The 16,165-nt window shown below is 60.2% G+C and carries 13 protein-coding genes and 1 pseudogene; 3 read left to right on the top strand and 11 right to left on the bottom strand.

The annotated features are described in order from the left end of the window. Positions 1-46: 46 nt before the first annotated feature. The 6 genes from BM413_RS25085 to BM413_RS25060 are packed head-to-tail and all read right to left on the bottom strand — an operon-like array spanning position 47 to position 6,606. Positions 47-934, bottom strand: coding sequence for an ATP-binding cassette domain-containing protein (locus BM413_RS25085; RefSeq protein WP_091917589.1), 888 nt, complete (start codon positions 932-934; stop codon positions 47-49). Further along, positions 931-1,764: an ABC transporter ATP-binding protein gene (locus tag BM413_RS25080; protein ID WP_091917588.1), complete on the bottom strand. Its 834-nt coding sequence runs from the start codon at positions 1,762-1,764 to the stop codon at positions 931-933. The genes BM413_RS25085 and BM413_RS25080 overlap by 4 nt, the downstream gene beginning before the upstream one ends. Next, positions 1,761-2,609: an ABC transporter permease gene (locus BM413_RS25075; protein ID WP_091917587.1), complete on the bottom strand. Its 849-nt coding sequence runs from the start codon at positions 2,607-2,609 to the stop codon at positions 1,761-1,763. The genes BM413_RS25080 and BM413_RS25075 overlap by 4 nt, the downstream gene beginning before the upstream one ends. Then, on the bottom strand, positions 2,606-3,529 hold the full coding sequence (locus BM413_RS25070; RefSeq protein ID WP_091917586.1) for an ABC transporter permease: 924 nt from the start codon (positions 3,527-3,529) through the stop codon (positions 2,606-2,608). The genes BM413_RS25075 and BM413_RS25070 overlap by 4 nt, the downstream gene beginning before the upstream one ends. A 58-nt stretch (positions 3,530-3,587) precedes the next feature. After that, positions 3,588-5,135: an ABC transporter substrate-binding protein gene (locus BM413_RS25065; RefSeq protein WP_091917585.1), complete on the bottom strand. Its 1,548-nt coding sequence runs from the start codon at positions 5,133-5,135 to the stop codon at positions 3,588-3,590. 43 nt (positions 5,136-5,178) lie between these two features. After that, complete coding sequence (locus BM413_RS25060) at positions 5,179-6,606, bottom strand: amidase (RefSeq protein ID WP_244538020.1); 1,428 nt, start codon at positions 6,604-6,606, stop codon at positions 5,179-5,181. 141 nt (positions 6,607-6,747) lie between these two features. Here BM413_RS25060 and BM413_RS25055 point away from each other — a divergent pair, with 141 nt between their 5' ends. Continuing rightward, entirely contained in the window at positions 6,748-9,348 is a 2,601-nt protein-coding gene (locus BM413_RS25055) for a winged helix-turn-helix domain-containing protein (RefSeq protein ID WP_175544431.1), read from the top strand. Positions 9,349-9,585: 237 nt separating this feature from the next. Here BM413_RS25055 and BM413_RS25050 read toward each other — a convergent pair whose 3' ends face one another. From BM413_RS25050 to BM413_RS25035, 5 genes and pseudogenes are all read right to left on the bottom strand, one after another. After that, positions 9,586-10,071, bottom strand: a complete 486-nt coding sequence (locus BM413_RS25050) for a hypothetical protein (protein WP_139238647.1) — start codon at positions 10,069-10,071, stop codon at positions 9,586-9,588. Positions 10,072-10,410: 339 nt separating this feature from the next. Continuing rightward, entirely contained in the window at positions 10,411-10,878 is a 468-nt protein-coding gene (locus BM413_RS25045) for a hypothetical protein (RefSeq protein WP_091917582.1), read from the bottom strand. Between the two features lie 674 nt (positions 10,879-11,552). After that, a complete protein-coding gene (locus BM413_RS25040; RefSeq protein ID WP_139238646.1) occupies positions 11,553-11,810 on the bottom strand; it encodes a hypothetical protein in 258 nt (85 codons plus the stop codon). A gap of 13 nt (positions 11,811-11,823) precedes the next feature. Then, positions 11,824-12,201, bottom strand: coding sequence for a flagellar export protein FliJ (locus BM413_RS33250; protein ID WP_175544437.1), 378 nt, complete (start codon positions 12,199-12,201; stop codon positions 11,824-11,826). A gap of 69 nt (positions 12,202-12,270) precedes the next feature. Continuing rightward, positions 12,271-12,808 (bottom strand): annotated as a pseudogene (locus BM413_RS25035) (IS481 family transposase); the annotation flags it as partial. A gap of 70 nt (positions 12,809-12,878) precedes the next feature. On the opposite strand from BM413_RS25035, the gene BM413_RS25030 reads away from it, so the two are divergent. Together BM413_RS25030 and BM413_RS25025 are read left to right on the top strand one after the other, a co-directional pair. After that, complete coding sequence (locus BM413_RS25030) at positions 12,879-14,024, top strand: AraC-like ligand-binding domain-containing protein (protein WP_244538019.1); 1,146 nt, start codon at positions 12,879-12,881, stop codon at positions 14,022-14,024. Positions 14,025-14,134: 110 nt separating this feature from the next. After that, on the top strand, positions 14,135-16,162 hold the full coding sequence (locus BM413_RS25025; RefSeq protein WP_091917579.1) for a hydantoinase/oxoprolinase family protein: 2,028 nt from the start codon (positions 14,135-14,137) through the stop codon (positions 16,160-16,162). Positions 16,163-16,165 lie beyond the last annotated feature (3 nt).

Raw genomic sequence — 16,165 nt, 5'->3', positions numbered from 1 at the left:
CGCTATCTCCGTGCTGAACATGCCCATATCAATTAATAGCTGCCGGCTAATAGCTGCCGGCAGCCTGAAGTACGGTATGGCCCTCCCCCACAGTCATGAAGCTATCGCCATCGCTGTGCTGCGGCAGACGGATGATGACCGGTTTCTGCCCGGTCCGCCGCCGACCGAAGCGCGGCACGGCATCGAGCAGGTTCCGGGTGTATGGATGCCGCGGATTCTCGATAACGGCCCTGACAGGCCCGCATTCGACAATCCGCCCGCGGTGCATGACCGCGATGCGATCGCAGAGGCGCGCGACCACGGCCATGTCATGCGAAATGAAGATATAGGAAAGGTCTCCGTACTTCTTCAGCTCGGCAAGGAGATCGAGAATCTGTGCCTGTATGCTGACGTCGAGCGCGGAGACAGGCTCATCGGCGACCACGATTTGCGGATCGGGCGCCAGCGCCCGGGCGATGGCGATGCGCTGCCGCTGGCCACCGGAGAATTCGTGCGGATAGCGCTGCGCGAACTCCCGCTTCAGCCCGACCCGCTCGAGCAGATCGGCGACCGTCGTATCGATGGCCCGCCAATCGCTTTCGCCCCGCGCGAACAGCCCTTCGCCAATCTGCCGGCCGACCGTCAATCGCGGGTTAAGCGAGGAATAGGGATCCTGAAAGATCATCTGGCATCGCCGCAGTTTCTCGCGGCGTAAAGACGGCGACAACGTATCGATGCGCGTGCCTTCGATGTGCAGTTCCCCCGCAGTCGGCGTATCAAGCCCGACGGCGATCCGACCCAGCGTCGACTTGCCGGACCCGCTCTCGCCGATGATCCCGAGCGTCTCGCCCCGTTCGAGGGCAAGGGAAACGCCATTGAGCGCATGCACCGAGTGCCGGTTGGCGACAAAGGACTTCCGCATGCCCTCGACCTTCAGCAGAGGTTTTGACGTCATGGTCGCGCTCCCTCGAATTGCGCATCGCGCAGCTTCAGTCCCTTTTCCACCGTCAGGTGAGAGGCAAGCAGCTCTTTGGTGTAATCGTGCTGGGGCGCGCCGAGCACGTCGTCGACCGTCCCCGTTTCGAGGATACGCCCGCCGCGCATGACGGCGACACGATCAGCGGTCTCGGCAACGACACCGATGTCGTGCGTGATCAGCAGGATGCCCGAGCCAAGCCGTGCCTTCAGGTCAACCAGCAGGTCGAGCACCTGCGACTGCACGGTGACGTCGAGCGCCGTCGTCGGTTCGTCGGCGATAAGGATACCAGGCCGCAGCGCAAGTGATGCCGCGATCATGATACGCTGGCGCATGCCGCCCGAGAGTTGGTGCGGGTATTGCGCCAGCACGCGGTCAGGCTCCGCAATGCCCACATCTTCCAGGCAGGTGCGTGCCGCAGCCAGCGCGTCCCGGCGGGAGACGCCGTTGTGGCGCACCGGCCCCTCCGTCATCTGGCGCGCGATCGTCAGGACCGGATTAAGCGACGTCATCGGTTCCTGAAAGATCATACCGACCTTTGCTCCGCGCACATTCTCGATCTGCCGCCGGCCAAGAGCGGAGATATCCCGACCGTCGATCTCAATGCGGCCGCTCATTTCGGCTGCCTCGGGAAGAAGGCGCATGATCGAGAGCGAGGTCATGCTCTTGCCGCTACCGGATTCGCCGACGAGCGCGAGGATTTCACCGCGGGCAAGGTCGAAGCTGATGTCGTCGATCGCGTGGAAGGTGCCTGTCCTGGTCGGAAACGTGACCGACAGGTTCCTGACGCTGAGATAGGGAGCACTCATGGCCGGCCCTTTCGACGGGGATCGACCAGGTCCCGCAAGCTGTCGCCGATCAGGTTGAAGGAGAGCACTGTCACGCAGATGGCGACACCTGGGAAGATCAGGATCCAAGGGGCCTTGGTGATGTAGTTGCGACCCGAGGCAAGGATCGCTCCCCATTCCGGCGATGGTGGCTGAACACCGAGACCGAGAAAGGATAGGCCAGCAGCCGACAGGATGGCGGAGGAAAACCCGAGCGTTCCCATCACGATGAGGCTTTGGCCGATATTCGGCATGACATGCACCCGGACCAGTCGACCGGACCCGATGCCCGCGAGCCGGGCTGCCTCAATATAGGGCTTGGCCCGTTCCGCAGCCGCCAACCCATAGGTGACGCGGGCATAAAATGGAACGAGACTGATGGCGATGGCAAGCGTGGCGTTCTCGATGCCCGGCCCCAGGAAGGCGACGAGCGCCAGCGCGATCAGCGTGTCGGGAAAGGAGTAAAGTACATCGATAAGCCGAAGCAACACTGCCTCGATGGTTCGGCCGGAGAAGGCCGCGACCAGCCCGACGAGCCCGCCGACCATGAGACCGCTGACCACCGCTGTGATGCCGATGCCGAGCGACAAGCGTCCGCCGATGAGGACGCGGCTCAAAAGATCACGGCCAAACTCGTCCGTACCGAACAGATATTTGGCAGAGGGTGCAGCAAGCCGTGGCCCGGCCGCCATCCGCATAGGATCGAAGGGCACGAGATAGGAAGACAGCAGCGATGCTGCAACGATGACGATCGCAAGCCCGAGGCCAAGAATGACGCTGAATGGCAGGGGCCGGCGCTGTACGGAGGTCTGTATCGTGCTGGTCATCTCTGCCTCATGCGCGGATCCAGAAAGCCGTAAACAATGTCGATGAGCATCGAGACGATGACCACCGAAATGGCGAAGACAACGATGAAGCCCTGAATCATCGGATAATCGCGCTCGAGCATAGCTTGGATCGCAAGGCGGCCGATACCGTTCCAGGAGAAGACGTTCTCGATGATCACCTGGCCGCCGAGGAGATAGGCGAAGACGAGACCGACCACGGTGACGATGCTGATCAGCGCCGGCTTCAGCGCATGCACCAGCAGCACTTCATGCTCCCGCAGTCCCTTGGCCCGAGCGGTGCGGATATAGTCTTCGGCGAGCACCTCGACCAGCGCCGAACGGGTCATGCGGGCAACGAGCGCGCAATAGGTCAGGCCGAGCGTCAAGGCTGGCAGGATAATGTTGCGCCAGCTCGATCCCGCGACAGGCAGCCAGCCGAGTTTAAGCGAAAAGACCTGCATCATGATGAGACCGAGCCAGAAGGCTGGGATCGACACGCCAAAGACGGCTATGACCATGATCGCGGTATCGGCGATCCGGCCGCGATTGACGGCCGCCAGAAAGCCGAGCGGGATGCCGATCGCCAGGGCCACACCGAGACCCGAGACGGCGAGCGCGAAAGTGTTGGGCAGTCGCTGCAGGAGCAGCATGGCGACAGATTCGTTGCCGCGAATTGTCGTGCCGAGATCGCCTTGCAACACCTGGCCGAGATAGAGCAACACCTGCTGCCAAACCGGAAGATCGAGGCCGAGTTTAGCGCGCATTTCGGCCATTGCCTCCGGTGTCGCAGAGACCGACTGCGCCATCATGGCGGTGACGGGATCGCCCGGAACCAAGTGGATTAGCATGCCGGACAGTATAATCACCGCTATGACGGTGGCGCAGGCGGCAAGAACTCGTTTTGAAATCAGAAACAGCATCAGAACCCTTCCGGTCAATGGCCGCCCTGTCTATGGCGACAGGGCGGTCGCAAACCCACTATTGCTTGAGGGTCACGTCATTGAACAGAAGGGAAACCATGAACCCCAGCTTGAAGCCGTCGACTTTTGCGCTCGATGCCATAAGCCAGTTCCAGCCCGGCGATAGTAGCGGGATTGTGTAGGCATTTTCCATCAGATACTTTTCGATGTCATGGATCTTGGCAGCGCGAGCGTCACCTGACAGCCCGCGCTGCTCGTCGAGCATGGTGTCGACCTGTTCATTCAGGCCCATGTTGACGAAGCCAGGGCGCTTCCAGAGGAAGTTGAGGTAATCCGGATCAACGCCCGACATGCCCATTGTCCAGACGAACGGCTCTCCGTCAGTGCGCTTGTTCTCGCTTGTCATGTGATCGAAGTGGGATGCGACCTCACGCGTTTCGATTTCTGCCTGGATGTTGATAGCAGCCAAATCCTGCTGCATGATCTGATGCATCTGATCCCAGCCCGACAATTTGTGAGCTATTATCTTGATCTTCAGCGGATTGTCGGCCGTATAGCCGGCCTTCTCCATGATCGCCTTGGCGCCGTCAGGATCGTATTTTGCCCCCCACGTGGCGCACAATTCCTGGTCGGTCGCGAACAGCTTCGGTGCGACGGGGCAATTCGAAGTGTTGACCAGCCCCTCGAACGCGATGTTGGCATAGGCATCGCGATTCATCGCCATCCCGATCGCCTTTCGAATTTCCGGCTTGTCGAGCGGCTTGATCTTCCAGGAGAAGGCCGCAAGCACCTGCTGGCCCGACAGTTCGGCGGCATAGACCTTGAAATTGCTGTCGCTCTTCAGATCTGCTGTTTCCTCCAGCGAAGGTTCGACGAGATCGGCCTCTCCGGAACGCAGCGCCGCCATGCGGGCAACCGCTTCCGGAATTACCTTGAACGTCAGCTTGTCGATATGAGGCTTGCCCGGGTTGTCGATGAGCGGATTGAAGTTCTTGTAGTCGGCATTGGCCTGAAGCTGGAGGCTATCGTTGCGCGTCCAGCTGACGAACTTGAAGGGGCCGGTTCCGATCGGCTTGAAATCGGCGTTAGCGAATGCGGATGGGCAGACGAAGCCCGCCTGGATGCCAGTCAGGAATGACAAGAACGGGCTGTAAGGTTCCGACAGCGATACCTTGAGCACTTTGCCTTCCACGCTCGTGCCCGTGATCGGTCCCCAGAGCGAACGGTCGGGATTGACGGTGGCCGGATCGATAGCGCGATCAACTCTCGCCTTGGCGCCGGCGGCGTCGAAGGTACTGCCGTCATGGCACTTCACTCCGTCGCGGATGGTGAAGGAATAGGTCTTGCCATCCTCCGCAACGGACCACTCGCCGGCCAGGCCCGGATGCAATGAGCCATCCTTGTCCATGGTCAGCATCGTGTCAAAAATAAGGTTGGTCATCTGTAGCGACTGGGTCGTGCTGGTCTTGTCTGGGTCAAGACTGTCGGCGTCGACAGCGCGAGCGACAGTGAGGTCTGCGGCGGCAGCGACGGAGAGGCTTACGCCGGCGCCGAACGCGGCGGCCAGTAGCCCGCGAGTATATTTACGGAGATGGTCCTGTTGCATGTGCTATGTTCCCCTTTTTATTGATTAGACTGCGAATGCTATATTAGCCGATCGATACCGGCGGTCGTTTGCCTTCCCATGGTCTTGCCACTTCGAGCTGCGACGCGAGCCGAAAGAGCAGGCCTTCAGCGGCCGGAGCGGCGGCGAACTGAACGCCGATCGGCAAGCCTTTCTCGTTCCACACGAGCGGTACCGACATGGCCGGTGAGCCGTTGACGTTAAAGATATGCGTGAAGGGCATCCAGGATAGGTAGAACTCGTAGTGCTCCCGCATGGACGTCGCCTGCGGAAAGGCCTCATGCGGAAGCGGCGGCTGCGCAAGCGTCGGCGACAGGAAGACGTCATAGCGGTTGAACGTCGAGGTGACGACAGAGGCGACAGCGTGTAGGCGCGTCGTTGCGACATTGACGTCAACCGCCGAGATACGGTTGCCGGCATCGATCATTTCCCACAGCATGGATGGAAAATCATCTGCCGTCAGCTTGCGTCCTAAGACGTCTTCCTCAAGCCGCATGTCGGCCGCGTATTCCACCAGGATAAAGGTTTCGAACGCATTCCAGCCATCTTCCGGCAGCTCGATATCATAGGGCTCGCAGATATGGCCCAAACCTTCGAGCAACTTCACTGTCTCCTCGACCGCCTTGACGCAATCGCGATGGGTCGCCGCACCATAGGGCGCCCTGGTCGAGACGCCGATGCGCAGTTTCCCGGGATCACGGCCGACTTCGCTTGCAAAATCACCGCCGGGCGGGCTGTTGAAAAACTGGCCGACATGCAGGCCCTGCGTGGCGTCCAGCATGGCGGCGCTATCGCGTACCGAGCGGGAGAGCACATGCTCGACCAGCATGCCCTGCCAGGTGCTGCCCGACGGGGCGACCGGGTTGCGACCACGGGTCGGCTTCAGACCGAAGCAGCCGCAGACGGACGAAGGCACGCGGATCGAGCCGCCGCCATCGTTGCCATGCGCCATCGGCACCACGCCGGCCGCGACGGTCGCCGCGGTTCCGCCGCTCGACGTGCCTGCCGTGCGGTTCGTGTCCCATGGATTGTTGGTGACGCCATGAGCGCGCGACCGCGTCGTCCAGTCCATGGCGAGTTCCGGCACGGCGGTCTTGCCGAAGATCACGACGCCCGACTTCTTGAAGCGATGGACAAGCTCGGAATCTTTGGCGGGCTTGACGGCTGAGCGCGGTGGCCATCCGGCGCCGGTGGGCTGGCCGCCATACTGCGCCGTCAAATCCTTGAGCAGAAAGGGAACGCCCTTGAACGGGCCGTCGGCAAGCTCCTCGGCGATAAAACGGCGAGCCTCTTCCTCGAAGGTCGCGATCACGGCGTTCAGCTTGCCATTGACTGCCTCGACGCCCGCGAGCGCAGTGTCGAGCAACTCACCCGGCGTCACTTCGCCCTTGGCGACGAGTTCGGCCAGTCCGGTGGCGTCATGGTTTTGATATTCGCTGAGCTGCAATGTCATAAGTCCCCGTTCGATCTTTGCTCAAAGCTACGGCACGCCCAAATTTTTGGCATGATCCTAAAGGGTGACGGGGAAAAATAACTTCATCTCACCCCTAAGTGTGATACGCATATCGCGATCAGTTGAATGTTCGGATGTCTTTTGTCGCAGCAATCGAGCCTCATCAATCACCACATTTCGCCGCCACGCGCTTCGCAGGGCGTGATCAACCGGCCTCGGCTGACGACACTGTCCGGCCTGCTGCAGCAACACCGGCTCTGCCTCGTGCATGCGCCTGCAGGGTCCGGCAAGACCACGCTGCTTGCGCAGTGGCATGAATCCCTGGTAGAGGCCGGCGCCAAAACGGTCTGGTATTCCGCCAGCGAGGCCGACCGCGATCCGCTCGCCTTTGCCGATGGGCTGAATCTCGCTGTCGAGGCAAGCCTCAACCAGATCGGCGCCTCTCTACCGGCTCGCGACGAGCCGGATGTCCTGGCTCGACTCGTGGCAATGGTCGCGCGATGCGCGGCCACTGCACCGTTCGCGCTGTTCGTCGATGATTATCATCTGGCGGAAGGTGGTGACGGCGGCGAAACGATCAATCTCATTCTGGCGGCTCGGATCCCGAATATGACTATTGTGCTGGCGAGCCGCAACCGTCCCTCGATCCCGATCGGCCGCCGGCGTGTCAGCGGCGAGATTCTCGAAGTCCCTGTGGAGGAGCTGTTTTTCGACGAGAGTGAGACAGAGGCTTTTTTCCAGGCGTCGGCAGGTGTGTCGCTAACCTCCGAAGAAAGCCGCAAGATGCACAATTATACTGAAGGCTGGGCAGCGGGTCTCCGTCTCGCCTCACTGGTCCTTGGCCGAACGCCAGGCGCATTTGCCGCCACGCCGCCAACGGGCAGTCATCGTGCCTTCGTGGAATATTTCCTGGAAGAAGTGATCCTCGGCCTGCCGGAAAAAGTCTATCGTTTTCTCACCATGACTTCGATCCTCGACGCTTTGAACGCCGACCTCTGCGATGGCGTGACGGGGCGCCACGACGGCAACGAGATTCTGTCCTTCCTCGAAGAAGCCCAGCTGTTCGTGGTTGCCCTGCCGGGAACGCAACGATGGTACAAATATCACCACCTGTTCCAGGAGTTCCTGCAGGCTCGTCTTCAATCCGAAACAGGCACCGACCTGACTGAGCTGCATTCGCGCGCCGCCCGGTGGTTCATCCAGAGCGGATCGCCAATGGATGCCGTGCGGCACGCCTTCCTTGCGCGCCGGCCCGGCTGGGCGGCAGAGATGATCGAGAGCTACTGCCTCTTCGACTATCTGAGCCACGGGCGGTTCGAGGTCTTTTCCCGCTGGATGCAGCAACTGCCGCGCGACGCGCGCGAGGAACGGCCTCTGCTGCTCTTCCTCCAGGTCTGGCGCTCCATAAATATGCGACGCTTCCTGCAGGCCGAACAGACACTTCGCACCATCGAGACGCTCGCTTCCGACAAGACAAGCCGAATGTCGGTCATTGCCCGCGAAACCGGCCTCGACGTCGAAGGCCGCCTGCATCTGATGCGTACCTTGATCGGGGCTTATGGTGGCGATCTGACAGGCGGCCTTGCCCATATCGACGCGCTCGACGGCCGCGAGCTTGACCAACTCGCCTTCGGCCAGGTGGATCTCGATTCCATCCACAGCTACCTCGCCCTGCAGTCCGGCAACCTTGAGCTTGCCGAAAAACTGACCTGGAAGGCAAAGGGCATCTATGACGAGATAGCAGTCCATTGGGGCGGCCTCCATTCCCGCTCCATCGCTGCCATGTGCTATATTGCACGTGGCCTGATGCATGAAGCGGAGAGCGTGGCGGAAGAAGCGCTGCGCATCGCGCGCGGCAATTTCGGAGAACATTCCTACATGGTCGCGCTACCCTCCGTGCTTCTGGGGGTGATCGCCTTCGATCGAGGCAAGTTCGATGAGGCCGAACAACTCTGGCTAAGGGCCATGCCGGCCGAAAATGCCACCGACGTATCGGGTCTCTGCGAACGCATCCAGATCGCCACGATCGGTCTTGCCCGCGTTTACGACGCGACCGGCCGGTCGGATGAGGCAACGAATGTGCTGGTGCGGGCCAGCCGGCGTGCGTACGAAACCGAGGATTTTAGGCTTGAATTCCAGCTTGCCATTGAACGGGCCAATCGCGGCTTCCGGCTCGGCAATCCGGCCGAGGGGTTGCGCGAGTGGGAACGACTATCGCTGCACTTGACGGAGGCCAAGCGGCGTTTTCCGCCCTCTGCCTGGCAGATCTGGGATGCGTTTCGTATCGTTGAGGCACGGGCGATGTTGGAGACCGGGCAACGGGGCCCGGCTCTCGAAAAATTATATGCTGTCGAGGCCAGGGCAAGCCAGGAGAGCCGCACGCTAAGCGCCCTGCAGGTCGCGCGTCTGATCGCGCAGTTGAAAGATGGCCGCAATGCAGGGTTGGCGCCGCAGCATCCGACACTCGGCAACACGCTAAACGCCTATCTCGATATTTCACGCACGAAGTTAACTCCACCTTTGGCGAATCGTCGGAGCGTGGGCTCATCGGATCTTGTCTCAAATGCCCTGACGCAGCGGGAAGAGGAAGTACTGGAACTGTTGCGATGGGGCCTTTCCAACAGCGAGATCGCTCGTAAGCTCGATATCAATCTCAATACAGTCAAATCCCATACCAAGAATCTTTTCTCCAAGCTCGGCGTCAAAAGCCGCACCCAGGCAGTGCTAAGAACGATGGAATAGTTGAAAGGGTGATGTCACGTTATTGTCGGCTTAACGGTTGGTGGCTAAGCCGACAATAACGTGACATCACCGTCGAAAGCTAGATAGCCTCTGATTACGCTGTACGCAATTTTGCATTGAAGGCAGAATGGTGAAAGCGGATAGACTGGAGAGGCCCGTGCCTCCCCGATCTAGGCAGCACTATATTTTGTCTGCAGCCCGCAATATCAAACCGCCTCCGAAATAATACCGATTTCGTCATCGACAAAGGTAACCTTTGGTATGACTAGGTTTCGTGGGATGATGAGCCTCCAGCAGCTTCAGCAAGGTAGGTTCGCAACTGGTGCTGACCTGCGCGTTCAGCGGTTGGTTGGCCCATCGGGCGATTGAGATCACCAAAGGATATAGCTCCGTGCTCGCCTCGCAAACCTCAACCGACATGCTGGTAAAATCCAGAAGCAGCAGCGTCACGCCGCCCCCTGAGGTGCTGGCAATGGCCGCAACGCGGCGAACATCAGCATGACTGTCAACTCGCATGTTGAACAACAGCCGTCCACCAGATCCAGTGGCAGCCAGATCAACTATCGAGTCGAAGCTGGTTGTCGGATAGGCTGCACCCTGCACGATCATTTCGATCAAAACCGAATCAAGGTCCGAAGTCCGCGCCATACCGGCAACTAATTGATCAATCAGAGAGTTTACAAGCCCTGCTATTGACAGTTGCAACGACTGTCTCTCCAGCACTCAAATTCCACGTTGCAAATTATGCAACCTGATCGGGACGCGTGACATCCGGAAGCAACAACGTAACCGACGACCAGAACAGGAGAGGCGACCACATCAGCGATCGCGTGTGCTATCGATGAGGCCGCCCGGCGTGTTCAGCCGCAAAACCACGACTTCGGCGCGCCATTGGGTGCCATTGCCAGTGCTTCCTTCAAATGCCTGGCAGTCACGGGGCAGATCGTCCCATGGCGGGCTCTGATTCCAAGTTCAGCACTCCCTATCCAAGATACGGGATCGTTCTTTTCGAAATCCACTGTCCCCTGGCAAGCCGGCGGCGCGCCAAGCTGGATATCATCCTCAGTTACGTTCGGCTTGTGCGATGATCGCCGCTGCCGCCGTGACGAGATCGCCATTGCCTCCCGCAAGCCGTCCATCAGGCAACGCCGGCGTGTCTTCCAGCCGGTCCTGATCCCATGCCCTCTGGCAGCGGCGCGACGATTGACCGCCCAAGACATGCGGGCCATGGTGCACTTGTTGAAGCGCAATGCCGGCACCAGCCACTATGCGTTCCATTGCGTCGGCGTGCTGGACAGCATTATCCGGGTCGGCGTCAAGCGGTTCGATCAGTACCCGCCGGGTGCGGGACAGCAGCCCAGACGCAATAAAGCGTTGCGTGCCCTCAATACTCAGCACTCCGGCCTCGATGCCGACCCCTCGATCGAGAAGCAGTTCGCAGATATCCAGAATGCCGTCTTCCCCCTGGATCACCGACACCAGATCAGGCATCTCGAACCAGGCGGCGCTACTGCGAAAGCGCCGGTCCACATTCCTCTCGATGGCGGCGGATATGCAGAGCGATATGGGGATATCGGGCAGGCCGTGCGTACGGCTCTGATCGTTTCGGCGCAGTCACGGCGTCGAAGGTTTCCCGTCCATCGGCATCGTAGGGATGAAGGTGCACCGACACCGCAGCCACGGCCGATCGGGCTTCAGCGGCAATCTGCACCGGCGTGCGTGGCGTTGACGGGTGGATCCGAACGCCATTCAATGCCGCCTGGAGGAAAAGCTTGCTGCGCATTGAAGGTAATCCCTGGATAAGCGAACCATCCATCGTCGTATGGATCGCAACATGCCGCAAGCCTCGACACGGTGCCCTCAGATTGCCGCTGTGGGAATTGTTCTGATCAAAATTGAAGCGAAAACCTGTGCTGAGACGGTTTCCGCCGGCAACAATTCGTCATTTTTGCTGCGTCGCAACATGCAGTAATGGCGGTGCGGGCGCGGCGGCATGCCGCTTAAGCAATGCTTGAGTGGCGGGTCAGGCAATTGCTTCCGCGTCCACCCTCCCGGATCGGCGCGCTGTTTGGAAGCAGAGCGCGAAGGGTATAGTCCACTTTTATTGTCGAGGACGTTCTTCTGGGAAGGGCGGTTGCGTACTCAGCCTTTTTTGCAAGTCCTACAGGGCGAAAATACCCGAGGCTGACACCGCAGCGATACCTTCAACGTCCGTTGCTTGTATCGTTGTCGAGTGGGATGATGATATCTTTTTTGTCCCAGTTGTGATTGTTCCCGCAATGCGGACAGGCGACGATACCGCCCTCAATTTCCAGGTTGGCGAATGTCCTGGCGTTCATGCAGACGCCTGTCGGGACAACATATCCTGTTACCGGGCAGTAAAACGTCAGCTTGGGCAACTCCGCTGCCCTCCATAAACTGCCGCCCTTTGTCATGAAATCAGGGTTGCCGTTCAGTGACAAGCTGAGCGCCTTCTCAACCAATCACGGCGCTGCGGCTGCCGCTTCCGATCTCGCGGTTCTTGCTGTCGCGCGATTCAAGCATTTCTGCCCTGGAAAGCTCCGCTTCAGCTTCGCCGAGTAATGATTCGGCTGCGGCTCTCTGCTGAAAAAGGTCGGATTGCGAGTTTTTGAGGTTGTCGCGGCGCAGGCGTGCGGCCTTGGCGAAAGTCGGATAGGCAAAATGATTGATGGCGGTGATACCGGCCTTCACTTCCTCGGCGTTGATCTGGAACTCCAGTTCTCCAGCCATGCGATCGAAGTCAGCGATCATCACGTCCAGCCGCAGCAGTTGTCGGCGTCTCTCATTGACCTGGAACTGCTTCAGCCGCACCGGGTTTCCAGGTGATTTCATGATTCGATACTCCCGTTCACGCCCACTCCCCCCATCAGCCTGCCTCTTGCAGCCCCCAAACGGCCCGACCAGAAAAGCGGACGCTGATGTCCTGCCCGTTTTGGTGACCAACTGGACGAAGGCGAACTTGCTGGTCCGATCGATCGCCACGTAAAGATAGAGTTTGCCTTCGGCCGTGCGCACTTCGGCGATGTCGATGTGGAAGTATCCGATCGGGTAGGTCTTGAACTTCCTCTTTGGTTCCTTGTCGCCCGTCACTTCAGGCAATCGGCTGATCTCATGCCGTTGTAGGCAGCGATGCAGGGACGAGCGGGTCAAATACGGGATCGTAGCCTGCAGAGCGTAGAGGCAGTCATCAAGCGGCAGCAGTGTGTGTCGGCGGAAGGCAACGATGATCGCCTCCTCTTCGATTGAAAGCGTCGTCGAGCGCACGTCTTTCGGACCAGTCGGCAGGTCCTTCACCGCTGTGCGTCGCTTCCACTTCGCGACAGTCTTCTGGTTGATCCCGTAACGCTTCGCCAGAACCCTCAGGCTCTCTTGACTATGTTGTATCGCTCGACGGACTGCCTCTGTCGTGCGGGCGCTCCCCGTGTAAAATCTGGCCCATAGCACATCCTTCCATTCCTGGCCGAATAATGCACCATCAAATGCCGGGACTAACCACCTAGGACAGCTTGATGAAAGTTGGAGCGCTGTCGCACGCTTTTACGTTGCCTGAGACAAAGCTTCGTGAAGGCTGCAGCAACATAAGTTTATTCGTTTTTGAACAATACGTATCGCCGATTTCCTGTACTCTGCAAAAAACACCGGGAAAACCGGGGGCCAAACAGAAAGGTCGGGGAATGAAATACGTCGTCGATACGATCGGCGGCCCCACGGGCGGAGACGCCTGGCAGGCCGCAGTAACCGAAGCCTATTTTCCGCTCGACACGGATTATCAAAATCGTCGGGAATTTTCCGGTACGTTGGAAATCTTTTCGCTGGGGCCTGTCAGTGTTTCGAAGATGCGCTGCAATGCCGTCAGCTATCGCCGTCACCGCCGCCATTTCCTCAACGAGCGCGACGCCAGTCTTCTCATCACCATTCCGGAAATGTCGGAGGTGAATTTCTCGCAGGGGTCGCGCACCGTGAAATGCGCGCCGGGCGGGTTCCTCCTCGAGCGCGGCGATGCCCCTTACGAATTCTGGCACGGCAAGCCGAACGCGCTGTGGGTTCTCAAGGTGCCATCGTCGAGCGTCCGCGCGCGGATCGGATCGGCCGAACGGCTCAGCGCCCTCAGCTTCGATGCCACACAAGGTGTGGCCGCACTCTTCATCGATACGGTCCGCACTACAATCGGCCATGCCGACAATGTCGGCGAAGCAGCACGCGAGATGGCAGGCAGGCACATCCTGGAAATGTTGTGCCTGTCTATCGTTAGCGACGACCGCGTGCTCGACAGCAGCATCTCGCCGATCCGGGCCGGCCATCTGCACCGCGCCGAGCAGCATATTCGCGATAACCTGAAGAGTTTCGATCTCGGACCGCAGGCCGTGGCTGATGCCTGCGGCATTTCCCTGCGCTATTTGCAGGGGCTTTTCCAGGATAGCAACAAATCGATCAACGGCTTTATCCGCGACCATCGCCTCGACCGCTGCGCGGAGGAACTGATGCTGCTGACCAATACCAGCAGCATCGCCGAGATCGCCTATCGCTGGGGGTTTGCCGACCAGTCGCAATTCTGCAAGCACTACCGGGCGCGGTTCGGCTGCTCGCCCACCGATACCCGTCGCGAGGCAGCCGTCCGGGCAGGACACGCATCGACCCTCCGCGGACGGCACTGAAGCGCGCGGCGGCCTAGCCGCTTTCCCGACTGATTTTTCGTAACGCCGCTCCCGCGGGGCGGCGACTGACGGGTCATGCCCGAAACATTCAAGCCTGCGAAGGAACCGTTATGAGCAGAACCAGAGTTGCCGTAGACGTCGGGGGGACCTTCACCGACATCTGCATCATGGACGAAGACAGCGGCGCGATCCGCATCGAAAAGACCGCATCCACGCCTGACGATCCAATGCAGGCGATCATGAACGGCGTGGAACAAGGCCGCATTGACCTGTCGGAGGTGACCATGTTCTCGCATGGCACCACTGTCGCGACCAACGCGCTGATCACCCGCCGCCTGCCGCGCACCGCCATGGTCTGCACCGAGGGGTTTCGAGACGTCGTCGAGATCCGCCGCGCCAACAAGGAAGACCTCTGGGACACCTACAAGGACGTCGCCAAGCCTTACATCCCTCGCCGCGACCGGCTGACGGTTCGGGAACGGATCGATGCGGAAGGGACAATTCTGGAGGCGCTGAACGAGGCGGACGCCCGTCGTGTTGGCGAGGTGCTGAAGAAGCGCGAGGTCAAGTCCATCGCCGTCTGCTTCATGAACTCCTACGTCAACGGCGCCAATGAGCGCCGCATGCGCGATATCCTCAAAGAGATCATGCCGGACGTGCCGGTCTCGATCTCGTCCGAGGTGCTGCCGGAAATTTTCGAACACGAACGCTTTTCCACCACCATGGCGAACGCCGTCTGCGCGCCGGTCGTCGTCGACTACGTCTCGCGGTTGGGCGAAAAGCTTGCCGCCGCAGGCTACAAGCGCGACCTTTTACTGCTGCATTCGGGCGGCGGCGTCATGACACCCGCAAGCGTCAAGGACTTCTCAGCCCGCCTTGCCGGGTCGGGCATTGCTGCCGGCGCGATCGCCAGCCGCTTCATCGGCAATCTCTGCGGCTTTCCCAATTCGATCGGCTTCGACATGGGCGGCACCAGTACCGACGTCTCGCTCGCCTGGAACGGCGAATCGCGTATTACGAAGGACTGGTACATCGAGTACGGCTATCCGATCCGCTTCCCCTCCATCGAGGTGCTGACGATCGGTGCGGGCGGCGGGTCGCTCGCCTGGCAGGACGAAGGCGGCAGCTTGCGCAACGGACCGCAGTCCGCTGGTGCTTATCCCGGCCCCGCCTGTTACAAGAACGGCAACCCCACGGCGACGAACACCGATGCGAACGTCATGCTCGGCCGTCTCGGCACGAGCCTTGCCGGTGGCAAGATCACGCTTGACCCTGCCCTCGCCGCCGAGGCGGTGCGGGAGACCGTGGCAACCCCCTTCGGCATGGAACTGCACAAGGCCGCCGAGGCGATCGTCGCGGTGGCCAACGCCAACATGGCCAATGCCGTCCGGTTGCTTTCCATCAGCCGCGGCTATGATCCGCGCGACTTCGCGCTCGTCGCCTTTGGCGGTGCCGGCGCCCTGCATGGCGCCGCGGTTGCCAAGGAACTATCGATACCGATCGTGATCGTTCCGCTCAACCCGGGCGTCACCTCCGCGCTCGGTTGCCTTCTCGTCGACGTGCAGCACGATTTCTCGGAAAGCTTCATGGCCGACGCTTCAACCGTCTCGCCTGCCGAGATGCAGACAGCCTTCGCCCGTATGGAGGAACAGGCCATCGAGCGCCTTGCCCATGAGGGTGTGGCGCCAGAAGACATGGCGCTGCAGCGCACGGTCGAGATGATGTATCAGGGCCAGTGGCGCTCGCTTGCCGTCTCCGCGCCATCGCAGATCCACAGCATGTGCTCGATGATCGAGGCATTCCACAATGAGCACGAGCGCGAATTCAACTACCGTCGCGAAGAAGCGCCCGTCTCCATCTTCCGTATCGCCGTGAAGGCGGTTGGCATTGTTCCTAAAGCCGAGATACCGAAATACGACGTCTCACCGCACAAGGCCGAACCGGTTGGACGCCGTAGTGTCTGGTTCGACGGCATTTCCCATGACGCCGCGGTCTACGAGCGCGAGCGGTTGACTGCCGGCGCGGCCTTTGCCGGCCCCGCAATCGTCGAACAGTTCGATTCCACCACAGTGGTTCCACCGGGGATGAGCGCGACCGTTGATGGTTTCCTCAACATCCTCATCGGAACGAAAGGCTGAGAC

The sequence above is a fragment of the Mesorhizobium sp. YR577 genome (assembly GCF_900116595.1).
Lineage (GTDB): Bacteria > Pseudomonadota > Alphaproteobacteria > Rhizobiales > Rhizobiaceae > Mesorhizobium_M.
This window is presented reverse-complemented; position numbering and strand designations above follow the sequence as displayed.

Coding starts and splice junctions, on each gene's coding strand:
- BM413_RS25085 (WP_091917589.1), bottom strand. CDS start 934: ATGACGTCAAAACCTCTGCTGAAGGTCGAGGGCATGCGGAAGTCCTTT.
- BM413_RS25080 (WP_091917588.1), bottom strand. CDS start 1,764: ATGAGTGCTCCCTATCTCAGCGTCAGGAACCTGTCGGTCACGTTTCCG.
- BM413_RS25075 (WP_091917587.1), bottom strand. CDS start 2,609: ATGACCAGCACGATACAGACCTCCGTACAGCGCCGGCCCCTGCCATTC.
- BM413_RS25070 (WP_091917586.1), bottom strand. CDS start 3,529: ATGCTGTTTCTGATTTCAAAACGAGTTCTTGCCGCCTGCGCCACCGTC.
- BM413_RS25065 (WP_091917585.1), bottom strand. CDS start 5,135: ATGCAACAGGACCATCTCCGTAAATATACTCGCGGGCTACTGGCCGCC.
- BM413_RS25060 (WP_244538020.1), bottom strand. CDS start 6,606: ATGACATTGCAGCTCAGCGAATATCAAAACCATGACGCCACCGGACTG.
- BM413_RS33250 (WP_175544437.1), bottom strand. CDS start 12,201: ATGAAATCACCTGGAAACCCGGTGCGGCTGAAGCAGTTCCAGGTCAAT.
- BM413_RS25030 (WP_244538019.1), top strand. CDS start 12,879: ATGAAAGTTGGAGCGCTGTCGCACGCTTTTACGTTGCCTGAGACAAAG.
- BM413_RS25025 (WP_091917579.1), top strand. CDS start 14,135: ATGAGCAGAACCAGAGTTGCCGTAGACGTCGGGGGGACCTTCACCGAC.